27 protein-coding genes are annotated in these 25,451 nt (G+C 69.0%); 11 read left to right on the forward strand and 16 right to left on the reverse strand.

Translation table 11 applies throughout. From position 1 onward, the window contains the following. Positions 1 to 114 precede the first annotated feature (114 nt). Positions 115 to 279, forward strand: a complete 165-nt coding sequence (locus BLT19_RS17735; RefSeq protein WP_172825572.1) for a hypothetical protein — start codon at positions 115 to 117, stop codon at positions 277 to 279. A gap of 95 nt (positions 280 to 374) precedes the next feature. Here the strand turns inward: BLT19_RS17735 and BLT19_RS01550 are convergent, their stop codons facing one another. From BLT19_RS01550 to BLT19_RS01565, 4 genes are read right to left on the reverse strand one after another with little or no spacing between them, the layout of a single operon-like run. After that, on the reverse strand, positions 375 to 2,048 hold the full coding sequence (locus BLT19_RS01550) for a glycoside hydrolase family 13 protein (protein WP_091485314.1): 1,674 nt from the start codon (positions 2,046 to 2,048) through the stop codon (positions 375 to 377). Beyond that, positions 2,048 to 2,965 (reverse strand): carbohydrate ABC transporter permease, encoded by a 918-nt coding sequence (locus BLT19_RS01555; RefSeq protein WP_091485316.1) that lies wholly within the window; start codon positions 2,963 to 2,965, stop codon positions 2,048 to 2,050. Before BLT19_RS01555 ends, BLT19_RS01550 begins: the two co-directional genes overlap by 1 nt. Further along, complete coding sequence (locus tag BLT19_RS01560) at positions 2,965 to 3,900, reverse strand: carbohydrate ABC transporter permease (RefSeq protein ID WP_091485319.1); 936 nt, start codon at positions 3,898 to 3,900, stop codon at positions 2,965 to 2,967. The genes BLT19_RS01555 and BLT19_RS01560 overlap by 1 nt, the downstream gene beginning before the upstream one ends. A gap of 49 nt (positions 3,901 to 3,949) precedes the next feature. Beyond that, on the reverse strand, positions 3,950 to 5,218 hold the full coding sequence (locus BLT19_RS01565) for an ABC transporter substrate-binding protein (RefSeq protein ID WP_407939807.1): 1,269 nt from the start codon (positions 5,216 to 5,218) through the stop codon (positions 3,950 to 3,952). A 122-nt stretch (positions 5,219 to 5,340) separates the two neighbouring features. Between BLT19_RS01565 and BLT19_RS01570 the strand changes: the two genes are divergently transcribed. After that, complete coding sequence (locus tag BLT19_RS01570) at positions 5,341 to 6,576, forward strand: ROK family protein (protein ID WP_091485323.1); 1,236 nt, start codon at positions 5,341 to 5,343, stop codon at positions 6,574 to 6,576. A 57-nt stretch (positions 6,577 to 6,633) separates the two neighbouring features. Here the strand turns inward: BLT19_RS01570 and BLT19_RS01575 are convergent, their stop codons facing one another. Further along, entirely contained in the window at positions 6,634 to 7,407 is a 774-nt protein-coding gene (locus tag BLT19_RS01575; RefSeq protein ID WP_091485325.1) for a MerR family transcriptional regulator, read from the reverse strand. Positions 7,408 to 7,586: 179 nt separating this feature from the next. On the opposite strand from BLT19_RS01575, the gene BLT19_RS01580 reads away from it, so the two are divergent. Next, positions 7,587 to 8,510: a DUF4097 family beta strand repeat-containing protein gene (locus tag BLT19_RS01580; RefSeq protein ID WP_091485328.1), complete on the forward strand. Its 924-nt coding sequence runs from the start codon at positions 7,587 to 7,589 to the stop codon at positions 8,508 to 8,510. After that, positions 8,510 to 9,118 carry a PadR family transcriptional regulator gene (locus BLT19_RS01585; RefSeq protein WP_091485330.1) on the forward strand — a complete coding sequence of 203 codons (609 nt, stop codon included), beginning with the start codon at positions 8,510 to 8,512 and terminating at the stop codon, positions 9,116 to 9,118. Before BLT19_RS01580 ends, BLT19_RS01585 begins: the two co-directional genes overlap by 1 nt. Before the next feature lie 87 nt (positions 9,119 to 9,205). Here BLT19_RS01585 and BLT19_RS01590 read toward each other — a convergent pair whose 3' ends face one another. Continuing rightward, on the reverse strand, positions 9,206 to 9,742 hold the full coding sequence (locus BLT19_RS01590) for a universal stress protein (RefSeq protein ID WP_231917917.1): 537 nt from the start codon (positions 9,740 to 9,742) through the stop codon (positions 9,206 to 9,208). 197 nt (positions 9,743 to 9,939) lie between these two features. Here BLT19_RS01590 and BLT19_RS01595 point away from each other — a divergent pair, with 197 nt between their 5' ends. Continuing rightward, a complete protein-coding gene (locus BLT19_RS01595; RefSeq protein WP_091485334.1) occupies positions 9,940 to 10,119 on the forward strand; it encodes a DUF3073 family protein in 180 nt (59 codons plus the stop codon). A gap of 36 nt (positions 10,120 to 10,155) precedes the next feature. Here the strand turns inward: BLT19_RS01595 and BLT19_RS01600 are convergent, their stop codons facing one another. The 4 genes from BLT19_RS01600 to purM all read right to left on the reverse strand — a co-directional run bounded on the left by BLT19_RS01600 (position 10,156) and on the right by purM (position 15,253). Further along, a complete protein-coding gene (locus BLT19_RS01600; RefSeq protein ID WP_091485336.1) occupies positions 10,156 to 11,385 on the reverse strand; it encodes an MFS transporter in 1,230 nt (409 codons plus the stop codon). Between the two features lie 100 nt (positions 11,386 to 11,485). Beyond that, on the reverse strand, positions 11,486 to 12,628 hold the full coding sequence (locus BLT19_RS01605) for a GDSL-type esterase/lipase family protein (RefSeq protein WP_197673004.1): 1,143 nt from the start codon (positions 12,626 to 12,628) through the stop codon (positions 11,486 to 11,488). Then, positions 12,625 to 14,085 carry an amidophosphoribosyltransferase gene (purF, locus tag BLT19_RS01610; protein ID WP_091485341.1) on the reverse strand — a complete coding sequence of 487 codons (1,461 nt, stop codon included), beginning with the start codon at positions 14,083 to 14,085 and terminating at the stop codon, positions 12,625 to 12,627. Before purF ends, BLT19_RS01605 begins: the two co-directional genes overlap by 4 nt. 1 nt (position 14,086) lies before the next feature. Next, complete coding sequence (gene purM, locus BLT19_RS01615; protein WP_407939808.1) at positions 14,087 to 15,253, reverse strand: phosphoribosylformylglycinamidine cyclo-ligase; 1,167 nt, start codon at positions 15,251 to 15,253, stop codon at positions 14,087 to 14,089. 94 nt (positions 15,254 to 15,347) lie between these two features. Between purM and BLT19_RS01620 the strand changes: the two genes are divergently transcribed. Continuing rightward, positions 15,348 to 15,974 (forward strand): zinc-binding alcohol dehydrogenase, encoded by a 627-nt coding sequence (locus BLT19_RS01620; RefSeq protein WP_091485346.1) that lies wholly within the window; start codon positions 15,348 to 15,350, stop codon positions 15,972 to 15,974. An 11-nt stretch (positions 15,975 to 15,985) separates the two neighbouring features. On the opposite strand, the gene BLT19_RS01625 is transcribed toward BLT19_RS01620, so the two are convergent. The 3 genes from BLT19_RS01625 to BLT19_RS01635 all read right to left on the reverse strand — a co-directional run bounded on the left by BLT19_RS01625 (position 15,986) and on the right by BLT19_RS01635 (position 17,365). Then, positions 15,986 to 16,351, reverse strand: coding sequence for a potassium transporter Trk (locus BLT19_RS01625; RefSeq protein WP_231917739.1), 366 nt, complete (start codon positions 16,349 to 16,351; stop codon positions 15,986 to 15,988). 150 nt (positions 16,352 to 16,501) lie between these two features. Further along, entirely contained in the window at positions 16,502 to 16,870 is a 369-nt protein-coding gene (locus BLT19_RS01630) for a sterol carrier family protein (RefSeq protein WP_091485348.1), read from the reverse strand. Between the two features lie 9 nt (positions 16,871 to 16,879). Then, complete coding sequence (locus BLT19_RS01635; RefSeq protein WP_091485349.1) at positions 16,880 to 17,365, reverse strand: hypothetical protein; 486 nt, start codon at positions 17,363 to 17,365, stop codon at positions 16,880 to 16,882. A gap of 105 nt (positions 17,366 to 17,470) precedes the next feature. On the opposite strand from BLT19_RS01635, the gene purD reads away from it, so the two are divergent. Continuing rightward, positions 17,471 to 18,742 (forward strand): phosphoribosylamine--glycine ligase, encoded by a 1,272-nt coding sequence (gene purD, locus BLT19_RS01640; RefSeq protein WP_091485352.1) that lies wholly within the window; start codon positions 17,471 to 17,473, stop codon positions 18,740 to 18,742. Positions 18,743 to 18,803: 61 nt separating this feature from the next. After that, complete coding sequence (locus tag BLT19_RS01645) at positions 18,804 to 19,796, forward strand: alpha/beta fold hydrolase (protein ID WP_091485354.1); 993 nt, start codon at positions 18,804 to 18,806, stop codon at positions 19,794 to 19,796. A 10-nt stretch (positions 19,797 to 19,806) separates the two neighbouring features. Here the strand turns inward: BLT19_RS01645 and BLT19_RS01650 are convergent, their stop codons facing one another. The 3 genes from BLT19_RS01650 to BLT19_RS01660 form a co-directional block, all read right to left on the reverse strand. Then, positions 19,807 to 20,322, reverse strand: a complete 516-nt coding sequence (locus BLT19_RS01650) for a hypothetical protein (RefSeq protein ID WP_091485356.1) — start codon at positions 20,320 to 20,322, stop codon at positions 19,807 to 19,809. A gap of 70 nt (positions 20,323 to 20,392) precedes the next feature. Beyond that, positions 20,393 to 21,874 (reverse strand): MFS transporter, encoded by a 1,482-nt coding sequence (locus BLT19_RS01655; RefSeq protein ID WP_269457433.1) that lies wholly within the window; start codon positions 21,872 to 21,874, stop codon positions 20,393 to 20,395. Between the two features lie 59 nt (positions 21,875 to 21,933). Next, positions 21,934 to 22,551: a PadR family transcriptional regulator gene (locus tag BLT19_RS01660; protein WP_091485358.1), complete on the reverse strand. Its 618-nt coding sequence runs from the start codon at positions 22,549 to 22,551 to the stop codon at positions 21,934 to 21,936. A 261-nt stretch (positions 22,552 to 22,812) separates the two neighbouring features. Between BLT19_RS01660 and BLT19_RS01665 the strand changes: the two genes are divergently transcribed. Genes BLT19_RS01665 through BLT19_RS01675 form a run of 3 tightly spaced genes read left to right on the forward strand, consistent with a single transcriptional unit; the run spans position 22,813 to position 25,444 of the window. Next, positions 22,813 to 23,151, forward strand: a complete 339-nt coding sequence (locus BLT19_RS01665) for a TfoX/Sxy family protein (RefSeq protein ID WP_091485361.1) — start codon at positions 22,813 to 22,815, stop codon at positions 23,149 to 23,151. A 36-nt stretch (positions 23,152 to 23,187) separates the two neighbouring features. After that, complete coding sequence (locus tag BLT19_RS01670; protein WP_091485363.1) at positions 23,188 to 24,108, forward strand: phosphoribosylaminoimidazolesuccinocarboxamide synthase; 921 nt, start codon at positions 23,188 to 23,190, stop codon at positions 24,106 to 24,108. Positions 24,109 to 24,124: 16 nt separating this feature from the next. Beyond that, the gene (locus BLT19_RS01675) at positions 24,125 to 25,444 is read left to right on the forward strand and encodes a uracil-xanthine permease family protein (RefSeq protein WP_091485366.1); all 1,320 of its coding nucleotides are present in this window, start codon (positions 24,125 to 24,127) and stop codon (positions 25,442 to 25,444) included. The last annotated feature ends 7 nt before the right edge of the window (positions 25,445 to 25,451 follow it).

Below are 25,451 nucleotides of genomic sequence, written 5' to 3' on the forward strand. Positions count from 1 at the left end.
ATCGTCAACCCCCTCCCTGCAAACTCGCAGGTGGTGCATTCTCGTATGCGTGCCATGAGGCATCCGGGTCGTTGCCACAACCTCGCATCCCCGGCAACAGAAGGAGAACCCTCTATGAACATCGCGTTGATCATCATCATCGTCATCGCCGTCATTCTTGCGATCTTCGGCGGCCTGAACTCGGCGCTGAGCTGGCTGCTGTGGGTCGCCCTGATCGTCGGAGTGATCGCCCTCATCGTGTTCCTCTTCCGCGTCATCAGCGGCAGCCGGCGCACCTGATCCCACCCCGGCCCGTGCAGCGGGCCATCCGCTCCCCCCGGAGCACGGATGCCGCGGCCCCGACACTCGTCGGGCCGCGGCATCCGCATGTTCGCCTACACACCCGCGCTCGGCCGCACCCACACCGTGCACTCGCCCGGGACCACGCGTCCGGTCACCGGTGTGCTGGACAAGGCAGGCGTGCCCTGCAGGATTCCGGCCGCGTCGAAGGCAGCGCTGCCGAAGTTCGTCACGACTCCCCACCCGTTCGGCCGGACGAATGCGAGCACATCCGCGCGCCCGGTGTCGCGCCATTCCAGCGACTCGTCGCTCTGCAGCTCCCGACGTAGCGCGAGGGCTTTCCGGTAGAGCGTGAGGGTCGATTCCGGATCCTCCTCCTCGGCCTCCACCGACGACGCGCCGAACCAGGCCGGCTGCGGCAGATGGGCGTGATCGCGCCCGAACCCGAACGAGTCGCCCTCGCGAGTCCAGGGCAGCGGCACGCGGCATCCGTCCCGCCCCTTGTCGATCCCAGGGCTGCGGAAGAACGTCGGATCCTGGCGCTCGGCGTCATCGATCTCGGCGACCTCATGGAGGCCGAGCTCCTCGCCCTGATAGAGGTACGCCGAGCCCGGCAGCCCGAGCACGAAGAGGATGGCGGCCCGCGCGCGGCGGAGGCCGCCATCACGATCCAGCGCGGGCTGCGTGCCCCCCGACAGCAGCCACTCGGTCCCGTGCTTGAGCGCGGGCCGCCCGTCCGCGCCGCGCTGCGGGTGAGGCAGCCCGTAGCGCGTCGCGTATCGCACGACGTCGTGGTTGGAGAGCACCCACGTCGTCGATGATCCCGATCGACTCGCCAGGTCGAGGTTCGCGGCGACGATGCGCCGGAACTGCGCGGCGTCGAAATCCGCCTCGAGCAGATCGAAGTTGAACGCCTGACCCAGGCTGTCCGCAGACGCGTACAGCGGGATGCGCGAGCGCTCCACCCACGCCTCGGCCACGGCGGTGCGCGGCGGGTCGTAGGAGTCGAACACCTTCCGCCATTGCGCGTACACGTCGTGCACGTCGTCGCGGTCGATCAAAGGGTGCAATCCGTCTCGCGGCAGCGCATCGAGTTCGGCTTGGGAGGGTAACGGCTCGGTGAGGTCCTTCGTGAGCATGTGCGCGACGTCGATGCGGAAACCGTCGACGCCGCGATCAGCCCAGAACCGAAGCGTGCGTACGAAATCCTGACGGACCTCGTCGTTGCTCCAGTCCAGGTCGGGCTGCTCCACCGCGAAGTTGTGGAGATACCACTGGCCGTCAGCCACCCGCTCCCATGCGGATCCTCCGAACGCCGACACCCAGTCGGTCGGGGGCTCGTGCCCCTCCGCTCCCCTGCCGTCTCGGAAGATGTATCGTCGCCGTTCGGGTGAGTCCCGTCCCGTTGCCAGCGCCTCCTGGAACCACTCATGCTGATCCGAGGTGTGGTTGGGCACGATGTCGATGACGACACGGATGCCTCGTGCGTGCAGCGCGGCCAGCAGCGCGTCGAAATCGGCCAGCGTGCCCAGCCGCGGATCCACGTCGCGGTAGTCGGCGACGTCGTACCCGCCGTCGGCGAGCGCGGACGGGTAGAACGGGCTGAGCCAGACGGCATCGATGCCGAGTCCGGCCAGGTATGGCACCCGCGACGTGATGCCGGGGATGTCGCCGATCCCGTCGCCGTCTGCGTCGGCGAAGCTGCGCGGATAGACCTGGTAGACGACGGCCTGGCGCCACCAGACCTCGTCGGTCACGGTGCCGGACATCAGCCCTTCACCGCGCCCTGGGTCACGCCCTCCATGACCCAGCGCTGCGTGAACAGGTAGACGATGATGGCCGGGGCCATCGCCATGAGGTACGACGCGAAGGACACGTTGTAGTTGTTGCTGAACTGCGTCTGGAAGATCGCCTGCACCACGGGAAGCGTCTGCTGACCGGGGTCGGAGATGATCAGCGACGGCATCATGAAGTCGTTCCACGAGGCGAGGAAGGCGAAGATGCCCACCGTCGCGCTCATCGGTGCGAGCAAGGGGAAGATCAGCTGCCAAAACGCCTGCCACGTGCTCGCACCGTCGATGCGCGCGCTCTCCTCCAGTTCCAGCGGGATCGAGCGCAGGAAGGCGGTGAACAGCAGCACGCTGAAGCTGAGCTGGAACATGATGTGCAGGATCGTGACGCCGACCGGGTTGTCGAGCCCGGCGAGGCCGGTGAGCTGGATCTGCGGCAGGGCCAGCACCGGGAACGGGATGAACATCGCCATCAGCAGGTAGTAGAACGACCAGCGGAACAGCCGCTTGTCCCAGTTGCGGGCGATCGCGAACGATGCGATCGATGCGAGCAGGATCGTGCCGGCGACGGTGAAGCCGGTCACGAACGCAGTGATCGTGAAGGCGAGCGGGAAGTTCGTCAGACCCCAGGCGGTGACGAAACCGTCGATGCTGAACGGCGCCGGCAGCGAGAACGCGTTGCCGTCCACGGCTTGACCCTGCGTCTTGAACGCCGTGGTGAGCGTGACGTAGAGCGGGATGAGCACGGTGACCGCGCACAGGATCAGGATGATCGTGCCGGGCCAGTTGACGCGTTCCATCCGGAATCGCCCTGCCGGCTTCTGGCGGGCGGGGGCCCCCTCGATGACCTCGGTCGCCTCGATGGTTTCGACGACGAGTGCGGGCTGTACCGACATCAGAGCACGTTCCTTCCGCGAGTGAGACCGAGTTGGAGGAGCGCGATGACGACGGTGATGAGGAAGAAGATGGTTGCGTTGGCCATCTGGTACGCGTAGTCGCCGCCCGTGAAGCCGGTGACGATCGTCATCGCGATACTGCGGGTCGCCGTGCCGGGACCGCCGCCGGTGAGGCCAACGATGATGTCGTAGGCGTTGAGGAAGCCCTTGAAGCCGAGGATCACGTTGATCACGACGTAGCCGGCGACCAGCGGCAGGGTGATGCGTGTGAGCTGGGCGAACTTGCCGGCGCCGTCGATGTCCGCCGCCTCGTACACATCGCCGGGGATCGAGAGCAGGCCGGCGATGTAGATCAGCAGGGTGCCGGGGATCGCCTGCCAGGCGGTGACGATCACGATGGCCACCCACGCCAGGTCGGGGTTGGCCAGGATGCTCTCACTCAGCCAGCCGACGCCAAGGCTCTGCCCGAGGGCGGGGACGGAGTTGGAGAACAGGAAGTTGAATACGAACGCGATCACGATTCCCGAGATCACCATCGGGATGACGAAGATCGTCCGCAGCGCCGTCTTGAAGCGGATGCGGGAGGTCAGCCCCACCGCAAGGAGGAAGGCGATCGCGTTGACCACCAGGACGGTGACGGCGGCGAAGCCGAACGTGAACAGGTAGCTCTGCAGGATCGCCGGGTCGCTGAACGCGGCGATGTAATTGATGAACCCGATGAACTCCCAGTCACCGAAGCCGATGGAGTTCGTGAAGCTGAAGAAGATCCCGATCACCGCGGGCAGCGTGATCGCGAGCGTGAACAGGATCAGGCTCGGCAGAAGGAAGAGGTAGTAGATCCCCTCCACCTTCCGCTTGACCCGGGGGATGGGAACCGCGGCGGCGCGTTTCCCGGTTCTCGGTGCGGCGGTGAGCGTCGCTGTCGTCGTTGCCATTCGTATCGCTTCCCTTCCCTTAATCTCGTCGTCTGTTCTCGTCGTCGCGTTACTGGCGCAGCGCGAGGCGCGCCCAGTCGGCGTCCATCACCTGCAGGGTGCGTTCCGGATCCGAGCCCGTGACGATCCCCTGCATGTAGTTCTCGGTGGGGATCGTCAGCGGGATCGACTTCGACGGGCCTTGGTAGAACTTCGCCTCGTCGTAGTACTCCTTCATGCCGATGATCCGCGGGTCGGTCACTGCGGCGGAGTCCGTCGTGGTGCCGTAACCGAGGAAGGCCGCGTTGTATGCGTCCATCACGTCCTTCTGGAACAGGTAGCTCAGGAACGCGCGCGCGCCCTCCTTGTGCCGGGATGCCTCGGGGATCCACGCCGCGAGGTCGAGGTTCACGCGGACCTCGAGGTCGTCCGGGTCATCTGTCATCGGGAGCGGGAAGGTTCCCAGGTCGAGGTCCGGATCCGTCTTGTCGATCTCGCCGAAGGCCCACGGCCCCTGCAGATACATCGCCGCCTCGCCCTGTGCGAACGCGAGGTTCCCGTCGCCGTAGCCGCGGCTGTCGGCGTCGGGATTCGTGTAGTTGGCTGTGAGCTCGGTCATCTGATCGATCGGCTCGATGAAGTCCTTCTGGAATGACACCGTCGAATCGGCGCCGACCTCGGTTCCCTCGTCCGCCATCTCGGCGAAGAACGGGGCGACGTCGACTGCTCCGCCGACCGTGTAGTCGAACCAGCCCTGAGCGACCGTCCAGGGATCTTTGAAGGTCGCGTAGAAGGGGGTGACGCCGTTGGCCTTCAGGGTCTCGCACACGTCGATCAACTCGTCCCAGGTCTCGGGGACCTCGACGCCGTTCTCCTCGAAGATCTGCTTGTTGTAGATGACGGAGGCCGCCTGCACCGAGTACGGCAGCACGCTCGTGCGTCCCGGATAGGTGGCGTACTGGTCGACGAGTTCCTGGACTTCCGGGAGGATCCGCTCCGCCTCCGGCATGTCGCTCAAATCGCTGAGCGCGCCGCGCTCCATGAACCGCGCCATCTCCATGTTGTAGTTGAGAAGACCGAGGTCCGGTGGGTTCCCGCGCAGGAAGCCCGCCTGCAGATTCGAAGACGTGTCCAGCGTGACGCGCACGTCGTCCTGCGAGGCGTTGTACTCCTTGATGAGGTCGCGGAAGTACGGGATCGCCTCCGGCTTGCTGAGGTAGAACCGGACGTCCTCCGGTCCTCCGCCGCCGGAGCAGGCTGCCAGGCCCGATCCGAGCAGGGTGACGGCGAGGGCGGCCGCAGCGGCACGGCGCAACGGATTTCGAACTGGTCCAGGCACGACGGTGTTCCCTTCTCCATCGACCCGTCATTGGGTCGAGACGTTGTTTCGAGGAGTAGATTTATCCCTCGAATCAATTAGGTGCAACCATAATGACGAGGAGAGCCTGAAAGGTCAATGCCTTGTCCGATGCGATTTCGTCCGGCGCACCGCGTTCGGCATTGCGCCGGGCGAACCTGGGTGCGGTGCTGGACCACGCGTGGACGACGGCGGAGTTCACCGCCACCGATGCCATGGCGAAGGCGGGCCTGACGCGGTCCACGACGATCGATGTCATCGAAGAGCTCGGCGACCGCGGCTTGCTGCGCGAACTGCCGAACGCCCGAGCGGGCGGCGACTACCGGAAGGGCCGGCCGTCGCGCCGATTCGAATTCCGCGCCGACGCGGGAGTCGTCGTCGGCATCGACGCCGGGCGGGCGCATCTGATCACCACCGTCGCCGACCTCCGCGGGAACACGCTGGCTCGCACGTCCGTCGATCTCGATCCCGAGCACGACGAGGCGGCCCCGCGCCGTGCGGCGGCGGCATCCGCCCTCGATGCGACGCTCGCCGCGGCGGGCGCGACGCGCGACGAGGCGATCGCGCTCTGCGTCGGGGTCCCCGCCCCCGTCGATGCGTCGGGGATGTCTCCCCAGCATCGCGATCGGTTCTGGCAGCGCATGAACCCCGGATTCGTCGAGGCGTTCGAGCGGACGATCCCGCTCGTGCGCGTGGAGAACGACGCGTCGCTCGCGGCCGTGGCGGAGGGTTCAGTGGGAGCAGCGGTCGGATGCCGCGACTACGTGGTCCTGCTGGCCGGCGAGCGACTCGGTGCCGGCGTCGTCGTCGACGGCCGGCTGCTGCGCGGCGCGCACGGGGGCGTGGCCGAGATGGTCGCCTTCGATCACGTGACAGGCGTCGCGGGCGCGTGGGGACTGGGCTATCGCGCCGCGCAGTGGGCGCGCGAGGACGTGGCCGGCGGCATGATCGCCCCCGACCGTCCGCTCGCCCTCCTCGCCGCTGCCGAGCTCGACGGGCGCCACGTGCTGGAGCTCGCGGCGTCCGGCGACAGCGACGCGCTGCGCATCGCCGAGCGCGTGGGCGAGATGCTCGCCGTGATCACCGGAGTCTTCGGGAGCCTGTTCGATCCGACGCGCGTGATCGTCTCCGGCGCCGTCGCCGCGGGCATCGAGCCGGTGCTGCGGGCGGCCGCGCGAGCCGTGCCGGACGAACTGGACCTGCCGTCGCCGGAGCTTCTCGCATCGCCTTTGGGCGCCGACGTCGTCTCGATCGGCGCCGTCGCCGGCGCGGTTGAGATCGCCCGTGCGGGCATACTCGACCTGCCACGGCGCGCTCGGGCACGAGCCGGGGCCGGATAGTCGGATGCCGCGGCCGATGTCTCGTCGGGCCGCGGCATCCGCTCCTCCTGCGTCGGCCTACAGGTTCGCCTCCGCATACGCACGAAGCGCGTCGCGGACGAACTCCGCACCCGCCGTCCCGCCCGCGCTGGTCGCGTAGTCCGCGCCGAAGCGCTCATGGGCGACGTACATCTCGCCGAGGCCGATGACGTAGGCCCGGACGTCGCCGCCGGGTGCTGTGGCGGGAGTGCCGGGAATGGCGGTCAGCCACTCCACGTGACGCTTCGCCAGCACCGATGCCGCCGCACTGTCCGGCGCGATGCCGGACTCGGCGGCCGCGCTCCAGTCGCGGGACAGATCAGCGACGCGCTGGTGGAACGCGGCCTTCTCGTCGGCGCTCATGCCGCGCCACCAGCGGTCGCCGTCGGCGTACGTCTGAGCGCCCCAGCGCTGTTCCACCTCGTCCTTGTAGCGGGTGTGGTCGAAGCCGTCGAACATATCTGATGCCATGATTCGTTCACCTCCTTTCAATGCTCTGATGGTCGATTCGACCGACACGATCTGACGTGCCAGCCGGTCCTGTTCCTGCCGCAGCCACGCGAGGTGACCGGTCAGGGCGTCTTCCTGGGATGCCTCGCGATCGAGCACCTCGGCGATCTGCGGGAGTCCGAGTCCGAGATCGCGCAGCAGCAGGATCTGCTGCAGCCGGATCAGGGCAGCGCGGTCGTAGTAGCGGTAGCCGTTGAGCCCGGTCCGCGAGGCCGTGAGCAGCCCGATGTCGCCGTAGTGCCGCAGTGTGCGACTGGTGGTACCGGCGATCCTCGCGATCTGCTGGATCGACCATTCGTCCATCCGTTTGGCTCCTTTCCTTCGGATCGGGCGTGATGACGACAACGCTAAATGTTGCCGCTGCGTCAAGGTCAAGCATCCTGATGGGAAGATGATGGCGAACTCACGATATATCGTGTTACTCTGGTGGAACGCGATATAACGCGTTGCATACCCATCGGAATGGACATTTGGAGCACACCATGACCCTCGAGAAGTGGATCATCCACCCGGGCGAAACGCGCGTCATCGACATCGAGACGGTGCGCAAGCTCAAGGTCGGACTCGTCGGCGGACAGATCGACGTCATCGGCCACGACGAGCCAGGCGCCCGCATCGAGGTGCACGGCGTCACCATCAAGGACCTCCGCATCGAGGTGACCGGCGACCTGCTGGAGATCGACCACCCGCAGTTGCGCTGGGACAACTTCCTCGAGGTGTTCCGCAACTTCGGCGCCGGCGGCCCGAAGGCCGAGATCAGCGTCGCGGTCCCCCGTGAGGTCGCCCTCGAGCTCGGCGTCGTGAGTGCAAGCGCGCTGGTGTCCGGCCTCCGCCACGACGCCCGCCTCAACACCGTCTCCGGCGACATCATCGTCGATGGTCTCACCGGCGACGCGAGCGTCAACGCCGTCTCCGGCGACGTGCAGATCCGCGACATGGTCGGCGCCCTCAGCGCCAACAGCGTGTCTGGCGATGTCGCGGCGACGGGCACGCTGCGCAAGGCGACGATCGACACGGTGTCCGGCGCGATGCTCGTCGACTCCGGCGGAGACACGCACCAGGTCAGCCTGAACACGGTCAGCGGCAACGCGACGATCCGCCTGGACGAAGGCTTCCCGGCGAACTACGTCGTCCGCAGCGTCAGCGGTCGCGTCCAGATCGACGGCACCGTGCGTTCCGGTAAGGGAACCGGGCCCACCACCAACTTCGCCGGCTCGGTCGGCGAACTGAGCGGATCCTTCGTGGATGTGCGTGCCAACTCGGTGTCCGGTGACGTCACCGTGCTGCGGCGTGCCGTGGCTGCGCCGGCCCCGGTGACGGCGAACGAGTACGCGGCGCCGGCGGCGTCCGAGCAGAGCGACCCCGGATCGGCCGGCTTCGCCGGCGCGCCCGAAGAGGAGTGGTGATGACACCCGTCTTCTCGCACGGCGATCTGCGGCTGTACCTGCTGAGCCTGCTCGACGAGGGTCCGCGTCACGGGTACGACATCATGCAGGCGCTGTCGGACCGCACCGGCGGAACTTATACCCCAAGCGCCGGGACGATCTATCCGCGCCTGGCCAAGCTCGAGGAGGAGGGACTCGTGACCAAGTCGGTCGACGGTCGCAAGACCGTGTACGAGATCACCGAGGCCGGACACGCCGAGGTCGCCTCACGCGCCGGTGACCTGGAAGGCATCGAAGCGGGGCTCACCGACTCGGTCCGCCTCATCGCGCAGGAGGTTCGCGGCAGCGTCCGCGATGCGATGAAGAGCCTGCGGGCCGATCTGGCCGCCGCAACACGGGACGAGCGCGCGCAGGCGACTCAGGAACCCCGTGCGGAGGATCCGCGATCGGCGAGCCGGGAGCAGCTGCACCGCGCCGACGCCGCCGTGAACGAGTTCCGTGCGCGGATCCGCAGCGACGTGCGCACGCATGTCGCGAGGGGCGGCGAGCTCGCGGCATCCGTCGTGGACGACCTCGTCTCATCGCTGGATTCCATCGCACGCGAGATCACCCGGTCCCTGCGCGGCTGAGCCGCGCCGCCGACGTCATTCGCCTCGGATCGCCGCCCGCACCTCGTGCGAGGCGGTGGTCCGAGGCGTTTCACGCGCGCGGGTGCGTCAGGACGGCCAGATCTCCTCGTCATCCGGCACCGGCTCGCCGAGCGGCACGATCAGGATCGGCCGGGGCTGGCGGTGCGCCAGACGCGCAGCGACCGAGCCGGTGAAGAATTCGCGGATCGACTCGCCGAGCCCGCGCTTGCGGGTGCCGACGACGATCAGTCGGGCATCGATGCTCTCGGCCAGGTGCTTCATCGCCATGGCCGGGTCGCCGACGAGTTGTCGCACGCGCCAGTCGAGGTCGTGTCCGTCCAGGAATCGGGATGCCTCGGCCGTGACGGCCCGCAGATCCGTCTGACCGGCTGAGGCTTCGACGTCCAGCGGCGTGGTGTGCACATAGCCGTCGGGGTCCTCGTAGGTGACGAAGCGGGTGACGTCGACGTGGACGACCAACAGCGGCGCGTTCAGCAGCTGGGCGTAGCGTGTCGCCTCCTTCAGGACGCGCGTCGAGAGGCCGGGAACGACACCGACGATGACTGCTCCCTGAAGCCCGGCTTCCGGCGTGGCGCCAGGCGCAGTGGTCCCGTCCGGGAGGATGCCGTGGTCGGGTGTCTCATCCACCGGTGGACGCTCCTTCATACCGTCTTCATACGTGCCGGGGCGGCGAGCGGCCCGGGCCTCCGTGTTATCCTGAATGCTACTCTTACCGGCCTGAAGCCGGTTTCGTGAATGCCCGGGTTGCAGCGGCGGAAGAAACACGCACTGCCCGCGACTCAGAAATGAGGGGGTCTCGCATGGGTCGTGGCCGTCAAAAGGCGAAGCACACCAAGATCGCCCGAGAACTGAAGTACGACACGTACAGCGTCAACTATTCGGCGTTGGAGCGCGAGCTCCACCCCGAGGGTGGCGAGCCCGAGTACGTCGACAAGTGGGCCGATCAGTACACCGACGAGTACGAGGGCGAGAAGGCGTAGCCTTCCCAACTCTCACCGACGCGGCTGGGCCGGAGATCACCAGGCGCCGTGGCGCCGTTCGTACTGGTCCTCGATCGTGATCGGTCGCGCCACGACGATGCCCGCCGGGATCGCTGCAGCGACGACGACCGCCAGCACCAGCAGCGGCGCGGTCCATGAGCCGGTGGCGTCATGCAGGAGGCCGATCCCAATCGGGAAGAGCGCGACGATCCCGTAGCCGATGCTCTGCACGAACCCGCTGAGCGCGACCGAACCCTCGTGGGTCCTCGCGCGCAGGCCGAGCAGCACCAGGGTGAGCGGGAAGAGCAGCGGCGCGAGGCCGAGAAGGCCCACCCACAGCACCGGCGCGGCCTGCGGCGCCAGGAGCAGGCCGCCGATGCCGACGAAACCTGTCGTCACGGCGACGCCGAACAGCACGGCGGTCGCCCGGTAGCGCGTGACCAGCAGCGGCACCAGGAGCGAGGCCGGCAGACCCATGCCCGCGAACAGCGCCAGGAGCGCGCCCGCCGCGGCGGGCGTCACCCCCGCGATGTCGACGAGGATCTGCGGCAGCCACGCGAACGACGTGTAGGCGAGCGTGCCGGCCACCATGAACCCGATCGCCAGCGCCCACGCGAGGGGCAGCCGCCACATGCGACCGAACACCCGCGGGTTGGGCGGCTCGATCCCCTCGTCAGGGGTCGCCGCGCGCTGGCGCACCAGCATCGCGATCCACGGGATCAGGGCCACCGCGGCGAAGACCGCCCACATCCCCAGCGAGATTCGCCAGTCCGCGGCATCCGCCACCGGAACCGCCAGCAGGGGCGGCGTGAGCGTCGCGACGGCCATCGTGGTGGAGTACAGCGTCGTCATCAGCCCGATGCGATCGGGGAAGTACTTGCGCACGAGCGGCGGCAGCAGGATGTTGCCGACGCCGACGGCCGCGAAGATCAGCGCCGTCGCCAGCAGGAGAGCGACGGCGTCGGCCGAGAACCCGCGCAGCACGGTGCCCACGGCGACGATGGCGATCGCGAGAACCGTGAGCCGCTCCAGCCCCAGCCGACGTTCGAAGAGCGGAGTCAGGATGCCGAACACGGCGTAGCAGACCGGCGGCGCGGTCCCGATGAGACCGATGAGGGCCGCCGGCATGGCGAAGTCGTCACTGATGTGATCGATCAGCGGTGAGAGGGACGCGACGGCGCTGCGCAACGAGAATGCGAAGGCGATGATGCCGATCACGGCCAGCGTCCGCCCGCGCCAGAGAGGTCGTGCCGGTTCGGAGCGCATCGGACCAGCCTAGGGCCGCTCCCGCTGCCTCAGTTGACCCGAATGGCCCCTTCAGCCGCCGTTTTGGGGGCCGATCGGGTCAACTCGAGGCGGCGGGGCCTCAGCGGGCGGCGAAGGGTCCGGATCCGGCGAACGCGAACTCCGCGAACCGCTCCCCGATGAGCCGGTGGGTGTCGGTGTCGGGGTGCAGGGCGTCGGGCAGCGGATGCCTGGTGGCGTCGTCCTGCCCGTACAGGCGCAACCCGTCCAGATAGTGCAGGTTCGGGTCGGATGCCCGTCGCTCGACTAGCGACGCGAGCGCGTCGCGGAGGACGCGGAGGGTGAGGCGCCCCTGCTGCTGGTCGTCGCTGCGACCGGTCGCGAGATAGCTCATGCGCCCCTCGGCGAAGGCCGCCGGGTCGATGGCGCCGGGACCGGGTGTGTCCTCGTGGATCGCGCAGAAGATGGGCGAGATGAGCACCAGTGGGGTGTCCGGATGCCCGTCGCGGATCGTGTCGAGGAACCCGTGCACCGCGGGGACGAAGGCGCGCAGGCGCATCGCGTCGGCGTTTATGACGTTGATGCCGAGCTTGACGCTGATCAGGTCGGCTGGATTCCCGGCGATCAGGCGGGCGACGAACGGATCGACCATGGCACTGCCGCCCAGGCCGAGGCTGCGCAGTTCGACATCGCCTCGATGCGCAGCGATCACGGGCCAGATCCGGGTGGGCGAGCTCGCGTTGGAACCGTGCGAGATCGAACTGCCGTGGTGCACCCACAGGCGACGCGGAGCGGTGTCGGGGGCGAGCGGAGCATCGGCGCGCAGATCGACGAGCTCGACGGACTCGTTGTGCGGCAGCCAGAGCTCGACGAGATTGTCGCCCGCCGGCAGCCGCTCGATGCGGATCACATCGGGCTCCCCGACCACGTTCTCGGCCTGACCCGTGGCCGGGTCGATGATCGTCGCGTCGCCGGCGGCGAGCTCGACGCTCGCGAACCGCGCGCGGTCCACGGTGACATCGACGAACCCGCGCGGCCGGTCGACCCCGCGGAATGCGACACGCGTGGTGTGCACGACCAGCTCGATGCTGCGCGCCGCGGTGCGCGTGGCGATGCGGACACCGGAGGGCTGCTGCTCGACCATCAGCAGCTGCGGCTCCGGGAAGCGCTCGCGGATCGCGGCGGGCAGTCGGTGCGGGCGAAGGCCTCGAGGCGTCTGTTCGATTTCCTGCGCCCCGCGCAGCAGCTCCGCGGGGAAGCTCAAGACTCCTGGGTTCCTTCGACCCAGGCGAGGTATTCCTCACTCACGGTGCCGGTGACGTACCGGCCGTCGAAGCAGCTCATGTCCAGGTCGTCGACGTCGGAGCCCTCGAGGATCGCCGCCTTCAGATCCTCCACCTCCTGGTAGACCATGTAGTCGGCGCCGAGCTCCTGTGCGATTTCGGGGATCGTCCGCCCGTGCGCGACGAGCTCGTGGCGGGAGGGCATGTTGATCCCGTAGACGTGGGGGTACCGCACGGGCGGGGCGGCCGAGGCGAACGTGACGCTCTTGGCCCCGGCATCCCGCGCCATCTGGATGATCTCCTTGCTCGTCGTGCCGCGCACGATCGAGTCGTCGATCAGCAGGACGTTCTTGCCCTTGAACTCGCTGGACATCGCGTTGAGCTTCTGGCGCACGCTGCGCTTGCGCGCCGCCTGGCCGGGCATGATGAACGTCCGGCCGACGTAGCGGTTCTTGTAGAAGCCCTCGCGGTACTCGATACCGAGCTTGCGGGCGACCTGCATGGCGGCCGGCCGCGACGAATCGGGGATGGGCATGACCACATCGATCGCGCCCTGGGGCGTGTACTTCGCGATGGTGTCGGCCAGACGGTCGCCCATGCGCAGCCGCGCCTCGTAGACCGAGATGCCGTTCATGACCGAGTCGGGGCGGGCGAGGTAGACGTACTCGAACGAGCAGGGGACCAGCTGCGCCGTCCCGGCGTACTGGCGGGTGTGCAGGTGACCGTCCAGATCGATGAACACGGTCTCGCCCGGCATGACGTCACGGACGACCTCGAACTCGCCGTTCTCGAGCACGAGCGACTCGCTCGCGACGACCCACTCGTACGAGCCGTCGTCGTTCTTGCGGGTGCCCAGGATCAGTGGGCGGATGCCGAAGGGGTCGCGGAAGGCGAGCAGCCCGTAACCGGCGATCAGCGCGATCGTCGCGTACGAGCCCTCCACGCGATCGTGCACACGGCCGACGGCGTCGAAGATCTGCTCGGGGTCGAGGCGGGGACCCGAGATGGATGCCTGCAGCTCGTTGGCCAGCACGTTCACCAGCAGCTCCGTGTCGGAGCTGGTGTTGAGGTGCCGGCGGTCCTTGTGGAACAGCTCGTCGGTGAGCTCGCGGGTGTTGGTGAGGTTGCCGTTGTGGACGAGGACGATGCCGTACGGCGCATTCACGTAGAACGGCTGCGCCTCCTCCTCATTGCCCGCCGTCCCCTTCGTCGCGTAGCGCACATGTCCGAGGCCGATGTTGCCCAGCAGCGCCCGCATGTCACGGGTGCGGAACGCCTCGCGCACCTGACCACGGGCCTTGGCGATGTGGAAGATGCCGTTCGGCTCGGCCGTCGCGATCCCCGTGGAGTCCTGGCCCCGGTGCTGCAGCAGCAACAGGGAATCGTAGATCTCCTGGTTGACGTTGCCCCGGCCGACCATGCCGACGATGCCGCACATCTCAGGCCGCCCCGGCGTCCGCGAAGGCGCCGACCAGACGCACGGCGCCGCCGTCGACGCCCTTGGCGCCCTGCTCGAACACGCCGTGCGCATCATCGGGCCGAGCGCCGGCGCGGACCACGCCCACCTGCCAGGTCGCGATGCCTTCGTTCGAGAGGGCGGATGCCGCGGCATCCGCGTTCTCGGCGGCCACGACCGCCACGAAGCCGATGCCGAGGTTCCAGGTGCCCTCGGTCGCCGGCAGCTCGAGGCCCCCGAGGTCCGCGAGGACGCGGAACACTGAAGACGGCGACCACGTGGACCGGTCGACCTCGACCCACGTGCGCTGCGGCAGGACGCGTGCGAGATTGGCGGCGATGCCCCCGCCCGTGACATGGCTCAGCGCGTGCACGCCGTCGCCGATCTCGGTGATCAGGCGCAGCAGCGGTGCGGTGTACAGACGCGTCGGCTCGAGGAGCGCCTCGCCCCACGTGGTGCCGTGGGCGCCGAGGTCGGGGGCGCGGTCGCCGTAGGAGATACCGGCGCCGGCCACGATGTGGCGCACCAGGGAGTAGCCGTTGCTGTGCAGACCGCTCGAGGCCAGGGCAAGGACGACATCGCCCTCGCGGACGCGATCGGCACCGAGGATCCGGTCGCCCTCGACGACGCCGGTCGCGGCGCCGGCCACGTCGTAGTCGTTGATGCCCAGCAGGCCCGGATGCTCGGCCGTCTCGCCGCCGACCAGCGCTGTGCCGGTCTCGGCGCAGCCGCGTGCGATACCGGCCACGATGTCGGCGATGCGCTCCGGGAACACCTTGCCGCAGGCGATGTAGTCGGTCATGAACAGCGGCTTCGCGCCCACGACCACGATGTCATCGACCACCATGCCGACCAGGTCGAGCCCGATCGTGTCGTGCTTGTCGATCGCCTGGGCGATGGCGACCTTGGTGCCGACCCCGTCGGTGCTGGTCGCCAGCAGCGGGTGCGCGTAGGCGCGCAGTGCGGATGCGTCGAACAGGCCGGCGAAGCCGCCGACGCCGCCGAGGACCTCAGGGCCGTGCGTCTTGCGCACGGCTGATTTCATCAGCTCGACCGCGAGATCACCGGCTGCGGTGTCGACTCCGGCTTCGGTATAGGGGTTCACGGCACTGGCCCCGGGGGAAGGGGCGTCGCGGGAGGGTGAGGCCACCCCTTCAGCCTACCGGCGGCGATACTGGGCGGATGCCGGATGTCGGGGCCTCCGGGCCGGCTCGGGCAGGGGTGCCCCGCCGTACAATTGCGGCATGGGCGGCGCAGGGGCTCCGGAGTGGCTGATTCGCGAGGACGCGAGCCAGCCGGTGCTGCTCGCGCTGTATCTGCGGCAGGTGCTGGGGATCCGCTCGCCCGACGAACTGCCGCACCTGCGCGGCATCCCGCCCCGGCCGAACGACTCCCGCTCGAACGAGCGCACCGAGGAGGCGCAGGCGCTGCTGGAGCGCCAGTGGCGTGAGTACTGGGCGATGACCGTGGAGCCGCAGGCGCACCCGTCTCCGGTGCCGTTGGAGCTGGTCGACGGCTTCGAGACGCTCGTGGCGCTGCCGGCCGAGGGCTCCGACGTGCTGCAGGCCGCGATCATCCCCCATGCCGCGGAGGCGATCGCCTATTCGCAGTCCGCGCACAGTCGCTATGCCAAGGACGCGGCGGCGAAACCCGGCGTCTCGTATCGCGCGTACGCCAGCGCGATCGCGGAGCACGAGCGGCAGGTCGGCCGTCGGGCGCATTCGTTCGAACTCAACGTGCAGGTGCTGCCGCTGACCCAGCGCGGCGTCTGGTGGATCGGATCCCTCACGATCGCGGTCACCGACGGCCTGCGCGGCGACGTCGTCGCGTTCGATGCGGCGATCCACCCGATCATCGCCGAGCTCGCCTGAGGCGGCCTGGCTCAGTCGTCGAGTTCGACCGATTCGTGGTCGACGGCGATCTCACGCGTCCGGCGCGACGAGGAGCGGTCGAGGATCAGCGCCACGATGCCGCCGAGTGCGACACCCGCGGTCACGCAGATGAGCGCCAGGAAGCCGAACACCTGTCCCCGCGAGTACACGAGGCCGGTGTTCGGGCTCTCATCCAGCGATCCGCCGAACGTGTAGGTCAGGATCAGCGCGACCACGATGCCCACCGCGGCGCCCACGAGGAGGAAGACCGAGAACTTCGGCGCGCGCCGGACGCGGACGGTTTCGCGGCGGTCGTCGATGCGGGGGACGGATGCCGCGGCATCCGGCTCATCGGGGGTTCGCGCCTGATCGGCCATGCCTCCATTGTCTCACCGGCAGGTCGGGAGGGCGCACGAGCGGCCGTCAGAGAAGACGCCGCTGCCACGGCAGCAGTCGCATCATGCTCAGCACCGGCAGGATCGCCGCGCTGATCATCCGGCGATCCGAGCGACGGCGCACACCTGGCGTCACGGACGCAGCGGAAGCAGGTCGCTGAGGTCGGCTCGGATGCCCGAGGCGAGGATGCGACCGGATGCCGCGGCATCCGCCCATCGCTCTTCTCCGAGCGCCAGTGCGATCCAGGTCGCCGGGTCTGTCTCGACCACGTTCGGCGGGGTTCCCCGCGTGTGCCGAGGACCGTCGATCACCTGCACGGCGCCGAACGGCGGCACGCGAACCTCGACCGACCCGCCCGGCGCCTTCTCCACCAGGAGCTGCAGGAGGTAGCGGACCGCGGTCGCGAGGTCGGTGCGGGGCGGCTTCTGCGCGCTGGCGCCGGCGGCCCGCACCGCCGAAAGCGCCGCGCGGCCGGCGTCCGTCGGAATCCTGCTGGGCATCGCTCCAGGCTACGCGCGCGGCCGCGACCCCATCGGTGCGCCGCCGTCCGGATCGGCGCGCCGGGTGCCGGGCGCCAGATCCTCAGCATCGAGCACCCAGCGGGGGATGTCGTCGGTGACGGGATGCCTGAGGTCATCGACCAGCGTCGTCTCGTGCTCGGCCCGTGCGGATCGCACGCGGTGCGAACTGTGCCGCGCGAGCACCATCACCAGGAGCCCCATCAGCAGCAGCGCCGCCGCGACGCAGACGGCGGCGTAGACCGCGAACACCCACAGGATGCCGGAGGCCCCCGTCGACATGGGCCCGCCGGGCTGCTCGGTCAGGCTCGCCGAGTACGTCAGGACGACCGCCACCAGCAGCCCGACGACCACGCCGGTCCAGAGGAACCGGCCGTACCGGGGAGTCGATCGGATCACGACGGGCAGGACCTGGGAGTCCACGACGCGTTCGCCGTCGACTCGAGGAGGTTCGGGGGCGCCGTGCTCGGCATCCATGGATCGATTGTCCCACCGTCGGCACCCGTCGGGGCGGGTCTGTCCCACCGGTCGCCGGACCTGTGCGGCCCATGGTGCTCGGAGGGCCGCGGGTAGGCTGACCGGGTGAGAATCCTGGTCCTCGGCTCTGGCGCGCGCGAGCACGCCATCATCCTCGCGCTTCGATCCGAAGCCGCGACCCACGACATCTTCGCCGCACCGGGCAACGCGGGGATCGCCCGCGACGCGGAGGTCGTCGCGCTCGATGCGAACGACCCCGCGGCGGTCACGGTCTTCGCCGACGAGCACGCGATCGACCTCGTGGTGATCGGACCCGAGGCCCCCCTCGTCGCCGGTGTCGCCGATTCCCTCCGCAAACGCGGCATCCCCGCCTTCGGACCCGGCAGGGCCGCTGCGCAGCTCGAAGGATCCAAGACCTTCGCGAAGCGGATCATGGATGCCGCGGGCGTGCCGACCGGCCGCGCGGTGCGCGCCGCCACCCTGGCCGAGGTCGAGGCCGCGCTGGACGACCTCGGTGCGCCTCACGTGGTCAAAGCCGACGGCCTGGCGGCCGGCAAGGGCGTGCTCGTGACGGATGACCGCGCCGCCGCCCTCGCGCACGCGGCCGCGTATCTCCCGGTCGGCGCCGTGCTGATCGAGGAGTTCCTCGAGGGGCCGGAGGTGTCGCTCTTCTTCCTCAGCGACGGCGACCGCGTACTGCCCCTGAGCCCCGCGCAGGACTACAAGCGACTGTCCGACGGCGACGCCGGCCCCAACACCGGCGGGATGGGCGCGTACTCACCGCTCCCCTGGCTGTCGGATCTGTTCGGCGACGAGGACACCTTCGTCCATCACGTCACGACCGAGGTCGCCGAGCCCGTCATCCGCCGCCTCGACGCCGAAGGCACGCCGTTCATCGGGCTGCTCTACGCCGGCCTGATCCTCACCCCCGACGGCATCAAGGTCATCGAGTTCAACGCGCGCTTCGGCGATCCCGAAACGCAGGTGGTGCTCCCCCGCCTGATCGATCCGCTCTCCGAGCTGCTGCTGGCCGCAGCATCCGGAACCCTCGAAGACCACCCGCGCCCGGCGTTCGCGGACGCCGTCGCCGTGACGGTCGTGCTGGCCAGCGAGGGCTACCCGGAGGCGCCCGTGACCGGGCGGACGGTGACCGGGACGGATGCCGCGGCCGGCGTGGAGGGCGTCCACCTGGCGCACGCCGCGACCGCCGACCGGGGCGGGGCGCTGGTGGCGACCGGAGGCAGGGTGCTGGGTGTCGTGGGCCTGGGGACGACGTTCGCCGAGGCGCGCGAGCGCACGTACCGGGGAATCGCGGAGATCGGGCTCGAGGGCGGTCAGTACCGGACGGACATCGCGCTGCGGGTCGTCGAGGACTGAGGACCCGTCGGGTCTCGACGCGCAGCGGCACCCGGGCGTATTTTTGCTCCGGGAGGTGGCGATGCGGCGTGCGAGGGCGTTCTGGCGATGGACCGGCCTGATCGCGAGCGGACTCATCCTCGCGGGATGCGCTGCCCAGACGAACCCGGACGCGGCTGAGCCGAGTCCGGCGGCCTCCGCCGATGCGCCCATCTCGGGCACCTTCGACGTCGGCGACGACCGGAAGATGTACCTCGAGTGCGCCGGGAGCGGCTCGCCCACCGTCGTGCTGATCTCCGGTCAGCGCGCCTCGGCGGACGACTGGAAGATCGTCGCCGACGGCGTCTCGTCGCCGTCGGTCTGGTCGCTCGTCGCCGACGACACGCGCGTGTGCGCGTACGACCGCCCTGGGACCCCCGTCGGCGATGCGCCGAGTCGCAGCGATCCGGTCGCGCAGCCTGCCGGCGCGCAGCGCATGGCCGACGACCTCAGCGCGCTCCTGGATGCCGCCGGGATCACCCCGCCGCTCGTCCTGGCCGCGCACTCCGCCGGCGGGCTGGTCGCGCGGCTGTACGCGGCAGAGCATCCCGATCGCGTATCGGGGATGGTGCTCGTCGACGCCCTGTCCGAGGGGCTTCGCGACGCCATGACCGCCGATCAGTGGGCGCTGCAGAAGCCGTTGCTCCGCGGCGACATCGATGCGTCGATCCTGGAGTATCCGGCCCTGGAGTGGATCGATGCGGACACGAGCTTCGCGCAGCTGAAAGCCGCGCCCGCGATGGCGCAGATGCCCCTCGTGGTGATCTCCGCGGACGAGCCGATCGGGCCCTCGATCCCGGCGTTGAAGGCCGCGGGGGCGATCGGGCAGGAGATCCCGGACGACTTCGGATTCGTCACCGATGCCGCACAGCACGACAGCCAGGCGTACCTCGCCTCCCGCGTGGCCGGGGCCGTGCACATCACCGAGACCGACAGCGGCCACAACGTGCACTACCAGCGGCCGGCACTCGTGGCAGATGCGATCATCGACGTGGTCGACCGCGTGCGCCGCGGCGTGGACGTCGCGGCGGACTGACCCGCGTTGGTCAGGGCTGGACCACGCGAACCCACGCGCGACCGACGCCTTCGGCGTCGCCGATGTTCACCTGGACGACGCCGGAGTAGGGAAGCTGATAGGTGAACTCGCCCGCGGGCGGATCGTCGCAGTCGACGTCGCCCTCGACGAGTAGCCGCTGCTGCCCGTCGGCCGTCATCACCTCGAACGAGAAGCCATCGCCCTCGCACTGCGCCTCGATCGTGAAAGCGCGGTCGGCAGTGAGCGCGGCGGGGCCGGCGATGATCTCGCCGGATGGATTCGATCCCTCGTACTTCCGGTAGATCGCGACCTGGGTCGGATCGTCCTCATCGGGGTAGGTGAATGCGTCATCGGCGGACGGGGCGTTCGAGGGCGACGCAGTCTGCGTGGGCGGTGCCGTGCGCGTCGGGGAAGGATCGGATGCCGCGGGCTGAGCGCCTCCGCCCGCGCTGCAGCCGGAGGCCAGCAGCGCGAGCGAGATCGCTGCGGCAGGAAGGATGGTCCGTGCACGAGTGCGGGTGTCCATCGATTCAGGCTACGAAGGCCCGCGGCATCCGCTCCATCCCCTTGCAATCCTGCTCGGGTCTGCTACTCGATCAGCGTGCGGGGATCTCCGTCTGCGCGGCCTTCCAGTCGGCGGTGGCCGCGGTGGTGACCGGTCGACGCAGGAACAGCACGGCGATCACGCCGATGATCATGACCCCGGCCGGGAGCAGGATCGACTGCGCCATGGCCTGCGAGAAGCCGTCGACCACGAACGGCGGAAGGGTGCCGCCGCCGAAGCTGCCGGCCGCATCCGCCGCGCCCGGCAGGTTCGCCTCGAGGCGGTTCTGCATGAAGGCCGCGATGGCCGCCGAGCCGATGACGGAGCCGACCGTGCGGGTGGTGTTGTAGATGCCCGAGCCGGCGCCCGCCTGGTGCATCGGCAAGTTGCGGGTCGCGGTGGTCGCCAGCGGTCCCCACATGCCGGCATTGCCGATGCCCATCAGGGCCGACGGGAGCAGGAACATCCAGATCGGGGTGTCGACGTTCATCAGCGACGCGTACCAGAGCAGGGATCCGCCGACCATGAGCAGGCCGGGCACCAGCAGGAAGCGCGGATCGGTGCGATCGAGCAGCTTCCCGGCGAACGGCGCGAGCACGCCGGAGAGGACCGCCATCGGGATCAGCAGCAGCGCGGACTGCGTGGGCGTGAGGCCCCGCGCCAGCTGGATGAAGAACATCAGCGGCAGCGACATGCTCGTCACGGTGAAGCCCACGGCGGCGATGGCGAAGTTCGAGACGCCGAAATTGCGGTCCTTGAACAGGTCCAGGGGGACCAGCGGCTCGCTCTTGGTGCGCGCCTGCGTCCAGATGAAGATGCCCATCACGACGATGCCGGCCACGATCATGCCCCACACCCATGCGGCCCAGTCGTAGTGCTCGCCCTCCTGGAGTCCGAAGACGATCAGGAACAGGCCGACGCCGCTGAGGACCACGCCGATGACGTCGAAGCGGTGCGGGTGGGTCGCCAGGTTCGGCACGAAGATCCAGGCCAGCACGAACGCCGCGATGCCGACGGGGATGTTGATGAAGAAGATCCACTGCCAGCCGAACGCGTCCACGAGCAGGCCGCCGGCGAGCGGGCCGACGAGCGTGGCGACACCGGCCGTCGCTCCCCACAGTCCCATCGCCGCACCGCGCCGGTTCGGCGGGAAGGTGCGGGTGATGACGGCCATGGTCTGGGGCGTCATCAGCGCTGCACCGATGCCCTGGACCGCCCGGGCGATGATCAGCATCTCGAGCGTGCCGGACAGACCGCAGGCGAGGGAGGCGAGCGTGAAGATCACCAGCCCGATGAGGTAGATCCGCTTCGGCCCGAACCGGTCACCGAGGCGGCCCGTCACCAGCAGCGGCACGGCGTACGCGAGAAGGTACGCCGAGGTCACCCACACGACGTTGTCGAGGTTGTTGGTCGACGGGTCCAGGGCTTGTTTGATCGCGGGGTTCGCGACCGAGACGATCGTGGTGTCCACCAGGATCATGAAGAACCCGATGACCAGCGCCCACAGCGCCGGCCACGGGTTGCGTTCGGGGATGTCGTTGTCCGGGACGGCCTTGCGCTCGGCGGATGCCTGCGCCCGGGTGGTCTGTTCGGTCACTGTCGTGCCAGCTTTCTCTGTTCCAGATAGCGTTCGGTCGGCTCGTGGGCGCCCCAGGGGAGCGCGTCGCCGATGATGCGGTCGATGGTGTGGTCCAGCCACGCGAGGTCGCTGCGCAGCAGCGTGCGCTCGCGGTCCAGCTCCAGCAGGTACTGCTCGGGGACACCCTTCTCGAGCGCTCCGCGCAGCCCGTCCTCGTGCTGCGTGCACTGCGCGGCAAGATCCTCCCGACGCGTGCGCAGGAGATCGACGACCTCGGTGCGGTCCAGGTTGTGCGCCTCGGCGAGCGCGATCCGGAACTCGGCCGGGCGGTCGACGCGCACCAGCTCGCGGCGGACCCAGTCGCTGACGGCTCGGGTCCCGGCATCCGTGACTGCGTAGGTCGTGCGCTCGGGGCGATTGCCGTCGCGGTCCACACCGACCTCGGCGACAAGACCGGCCCGTTCCAGGCGGCCGACCGTGTGGTACAGCGTTCCGTTGGTGATGGTGACCATGCGGTCATCCCGACGGATGCGCATGAGGCGGATCATCTCGTAGGGATGCATCTCGCCCTCGCGCAGCAGCGCGAGCACCATCAGCCCCAGCGGGGTGAGGCGGTCGACGGCGTCTTTCACGGCGGATCCTTGCGTGGTCGATATGGATTAGTCCACATGGACTATACCCTAGGGCGGTCCTCTGGCTCGGTGACGGTCACGAAATCAGGAGAAACGGCGAGTTCTCAGGCTGTAGTGCCTGAGGACGCCGGATTTGCCTGACTTGCGAACACACGGTCCCTGGCACGTCGTCGGCGAGCCGACCGACAGGGGCCGCGTCGACACCGGTCCGTCGAAGGTCAAGGCCTTCCCGGCGACCCGCCGCCCCGCTACCTTGACGACATGAAGGACGAAGAGGGAGCAGCGCGGGCGCACGCGATCTTCGATCCGATCGCGGCCGAGTATCTGACGAAGCCCGATGTCGACATCGGCCCGATGTTCGGCAGCGAGGGGTTGCGCATCCGCGGCAAGATCTTCGCGTTCGTCGGCTACCGCGGCGGGCTCGTGGTCAAGGTGCCCGAGTCGCGCGCCGACGAGATCGTCGCTGCCGGAACCGCGCAGCGGATGGTGATGCGCGAGCGCGAGATGCGCGAGTGGCTGACGGTCGACCGCGGGGAGCATGAGAGCTGGGCTTCGCTGATCGCCGAAGCCTTCGCCTACGTGGACGAGATCACCCCGTGATCGGCGCTGCGCAGAGCGCTCCGCGATAATGGGCGGGTGACCTCTCCCCTCGCTCTGCCCGGCTGGCGCCACGTCTACTCGGGCAAGGTGCGCGATCTGTACGTGCCTTCCGACTCGCCGGCGGATGAGCGGGCGAATCGGATGCTGGTGGTGGCCAGCGACCGCGTCAGCGCCTTCGACGTCGTGCTCGAGCCGGGGATCCCCGACAAGGGTGTGCTGCTGACGACGCTGAGCCTGTGGTGGTTCGACTCACTCGCCGGTGCGGACGGCGGCCGGTCGATCCCCAACCACCTCGTCTCCGATCACACGCTCGGCGACGAGGATCGCTCGGCGATCCCCGCCGAAGTGACCGGCCGCGCGATGCTCGTCCGCAGCCTCGACATGCAGCCCATCGAGTGCGTCGTGCGCGGATATCTGACCGGCTCGGGGTGGGCCGAGTACACGGAGCGCGGCACGGTCTGCGGCATCCGACTCCCTTCCGGACTGGCCAACGGCGACCGCCTGCCGGCGCCGATCTTCACGCCCGCCTACAAAGCGCCGCTGGGCGAGCACGACGAGAACATCTCATTCGAGCAGACGATCCAGATCGTCGGTGAGCCGACCGCCGAAGAGCTGCGAGATCTCTCCCTGGAGATCTACGAGCGCGCCGCGCGCACCGCCGAGGCCCGCGGGCTGATCCTCGCCGACACGAAGTTCGAGTTCGGCCGCGACGAGACCGGGGTGTTGACGCTGGCCGATGAAGTGCTCACGAGCGACTCGTCGCGCTACTGGGACGCGGCCGGATATGAGACCGGCACGACACCGGCCGAGCGAATGGCGAGCTTCGACAAGCAGATCGTGCGCGACTGGCTCGCCGCGAACTGGGATAAGACCGGCGTTGCGCCGCAGCTGCCCGCCGAGATCGTCGAGCGCACTGCGGACCGGTACCGCGAGCTGCTCGAACGCCTCTCCGGCTGAGAGAGAAGGAGGGGCCATGCCCATCTGGAAACTGCACGGCAACGGCAGGACGGTCGCCCCCGGCGACGTCGTGCGTCCCGATGAGCGCCTGAACTGGGGCGCCACCGTCGCGATCGGCGCCCAGCACGTCGTCGCGATGTTCGGGGCGACCTTCCTCGTGCCGGTGCTGACCGGCTTCCCGGTCTCGACGACGCTCCTGTTCTCGGGCATCGGCACGCTGCTGTTCCTGATCGTCACCCGCAACAAGCTGCCGAGCTACCTCGGATCCTCGTTCGCGTTCATCGCCCCGGTGACCGCCGCCACGGCCAGTCAGGGCATGGGGTCGGCGCTGGCCGGCATCGTCGCGGTTGGTGTGATGCTCGCGATCATCGGCTTCGTCGTGCAGTTCGCCGGCATCGCCTGGATCGACCGGCTCATGCCACCCGTGGTGGCCGGGGCGATCGTCGCGCTGATCGGCTTCAACCTCGCTCCCGTCGCATGGACGAACTTCCAGCAGCAGCCGCTCACCGCAACGATCACGCTGTGCTCGGTCATCCTCTTCAGCGTGCTGTTCCGCGGGTTCCTCGGGCGGATCTCGATCTTCCTCGGCGTCGTCGTCGGATACCTCGTCGCCGTCATCAGCGGCGAGATCGACTACTCCGCCGTCGCCGATGCGCCCTGGATCGGGCTGCCCGAGTTCCACCTCGCGAACTTCGCGGCACCGGGAACCTGGAACGTCATCGCGATGTTCCTGCCGGTGGTCCTGGTGCTGATCGCCGAGAACGTCGGTCACGTGCGGGGCGTGGCGACGATGACGGATGCCTCGATCAACCGTCACACCGGCCGCGCGCTGATCGCGGACGGCCTGGCCACCACGCTCGCCGGAGCCTACGGCGGCTCGGGGACGACGACCTACGGCGAGAACATCGGCGTGATGGCGGCGACGAGGGTGTATTCGACGGCCGCGTACTGGGTGGCCGGGTCCTTCGCGATCCTGCTCTCGCTCTCGCCGAAGGTGGGCGCGGTCTTCAACTCCATCCCGCCCGGCGTGCTCGGCGGGGTGACGACGGCGCTGTACGGGCTGATCGGGATCATCGGCATCAAGATCTGGGTCGACAATCGCGTCGACTTCTCCCGGCCGGTCAATCAGTACACCGGAGCCGTGGCCCTGGTCATGGCGATCGCCGGCTTCACGATGCAGTGGGGCGAGTTCCAGCTCGGTGCGATCGTCCTGGCCGCCGCGGCCGCGCTGGTGATCTACCACCTGGGCAACGCGATCGCCCGGTGGCGCGGATCGGGCGCGGACGACGGGGGTCCGATTCCCGCGGTGGGTCAGCTCGGCGGCGACCCGCACTGAGTCGAGG

This window comes from Microbacterium pygmaeum (assembly GCF_900100885.1).
Taxonomy (GTDB): domain Bacteria; phylum Actinomycetota; class Actinomycetes; order Actinomycetales; family Microbacteriaceae; genus Microbacterium; species Microbacterium pygmaeum.

Coding starts and splice junctions, on each gene's coding strand:
- BLT19_RS17735 (WP_172825572.1), top strand. CDS start 115: ATGAACATCGCGTTGATCATCATCATCGTCATCGCCGTCATTCTTGCG.
- BLT19_RS01550 (WP_091485314.1), bottom strand. CDS start 2,048: ATGTCCGGCACCGTGACCGACGAGGTCTGGTGGCGCCAGGCCGTCGTC.
- BLT19_RS01555 (WP_091485316.1), bottom strand. CDS start 2,965: ATGTCGGTACAGCCCGCACTCGTCGTCGAAACCATCGAGGCGACCGAG.
- BLT19_RS01560 (WP_091485319.1), bottom strand. CDS start 3,900: ATGGCAACGACGACAGCGACGCTCACCGCCGCACCGAGAACCGGGAAA.
- BLT19_RS01575 (WP_091485325.1), bottom strand. CDS start 7,407: ATGGACGAATGGTCGATCCAGCAGATCGCGAGGATCGCCGGTACCACC.
- BLT19_RS01580 (WP_091485328.1), top strand. CDS start 7,587: ATGACCCTCGAGAAGTGGATCATCCACCCGGGCGAAACGCGCGTCATC.
- BLT19_RS01585 (WP_091485330.1), top strand. CDS start 8,510: ATGACACCCGTCTTCTCGCACGGCGATCTGCGGCTGTACCTGCTGAGC.
- BLT19_RS01595 (WP_091485334.1), top strand. CDS start 9,940: ATGGGTCGTGGCCGTCAAAAGGCGAAGCACACCAAGATCGCCCGAGAA.
- BLT19_RS01600 (WP_091485336.1), bottom strand. CDS start 11,385: ATGCGCTCCGAACCGGCACGACCTCTCTGGCGCGGGCGGACGCTGGCC.
- purF (WP_091485341.1), bottom strand. CDS start 14,085: ATGTGCGGCATCGTCGGCATGGTCGGCCGGGGCAACGTCAACCAGGAG.
- BLT19_RS01620 (WP_091485346.1), top strand. CDS start 15,348: ATGGGCGGCGCAGGGGCTCCGGAGTGGCTGATTCGCGAGGACGCGAGC.
- BLT19_RS01625 (WP_231917739.1), bottom strand. CDS start 16,351: ATGGCCGATCAGGCGCGAACCCCCGATGAGCCGGATGCCGCGGCATCC.
- BLT19_RS01630 (WP_091485348.1), bottom strand. CDS start 16,870: ATGCCCAGCAGGATTCCGACGGACGCCGGCCGCGCGGCGCTTTCGGCG.
- BLT19_RS01635 (WP_091485349.1), bottom strand. CDS start 17,365: ATGGATGCCGAGCACGGCGCCCCCGAACCTCCTCGAGTCGACGGCGAA.
- BLT19_RS01645 (WP_091485354.1), top strand. CDS start 18,804: ATGCGGCGTGCGAGGGCGTTCTGGCGATGGACCGGCCTGATCGCGAGC.
- BLT19_RS01650 (WP_091485356.1), bottom strand. CDS start 20,322: ATGGACACCCGCACTCGTGCACGGACCATCCTTCCTGCCGCAGCGATC.
- BLT19_RS01665 (WP_091485361.1), top strand. CDS start 22,813: ATGAAGGACGAAGAGGGAGCAGCGCGGGCGCACGCGATCTTCGATCCG.
- BLT19_RS01675 (WP_091485366.1), top strand. CDS start 24,125: ATGCCCATCTGGAAACTGCACGGCAACGGCAGGACGGTCGCCCCCGGC.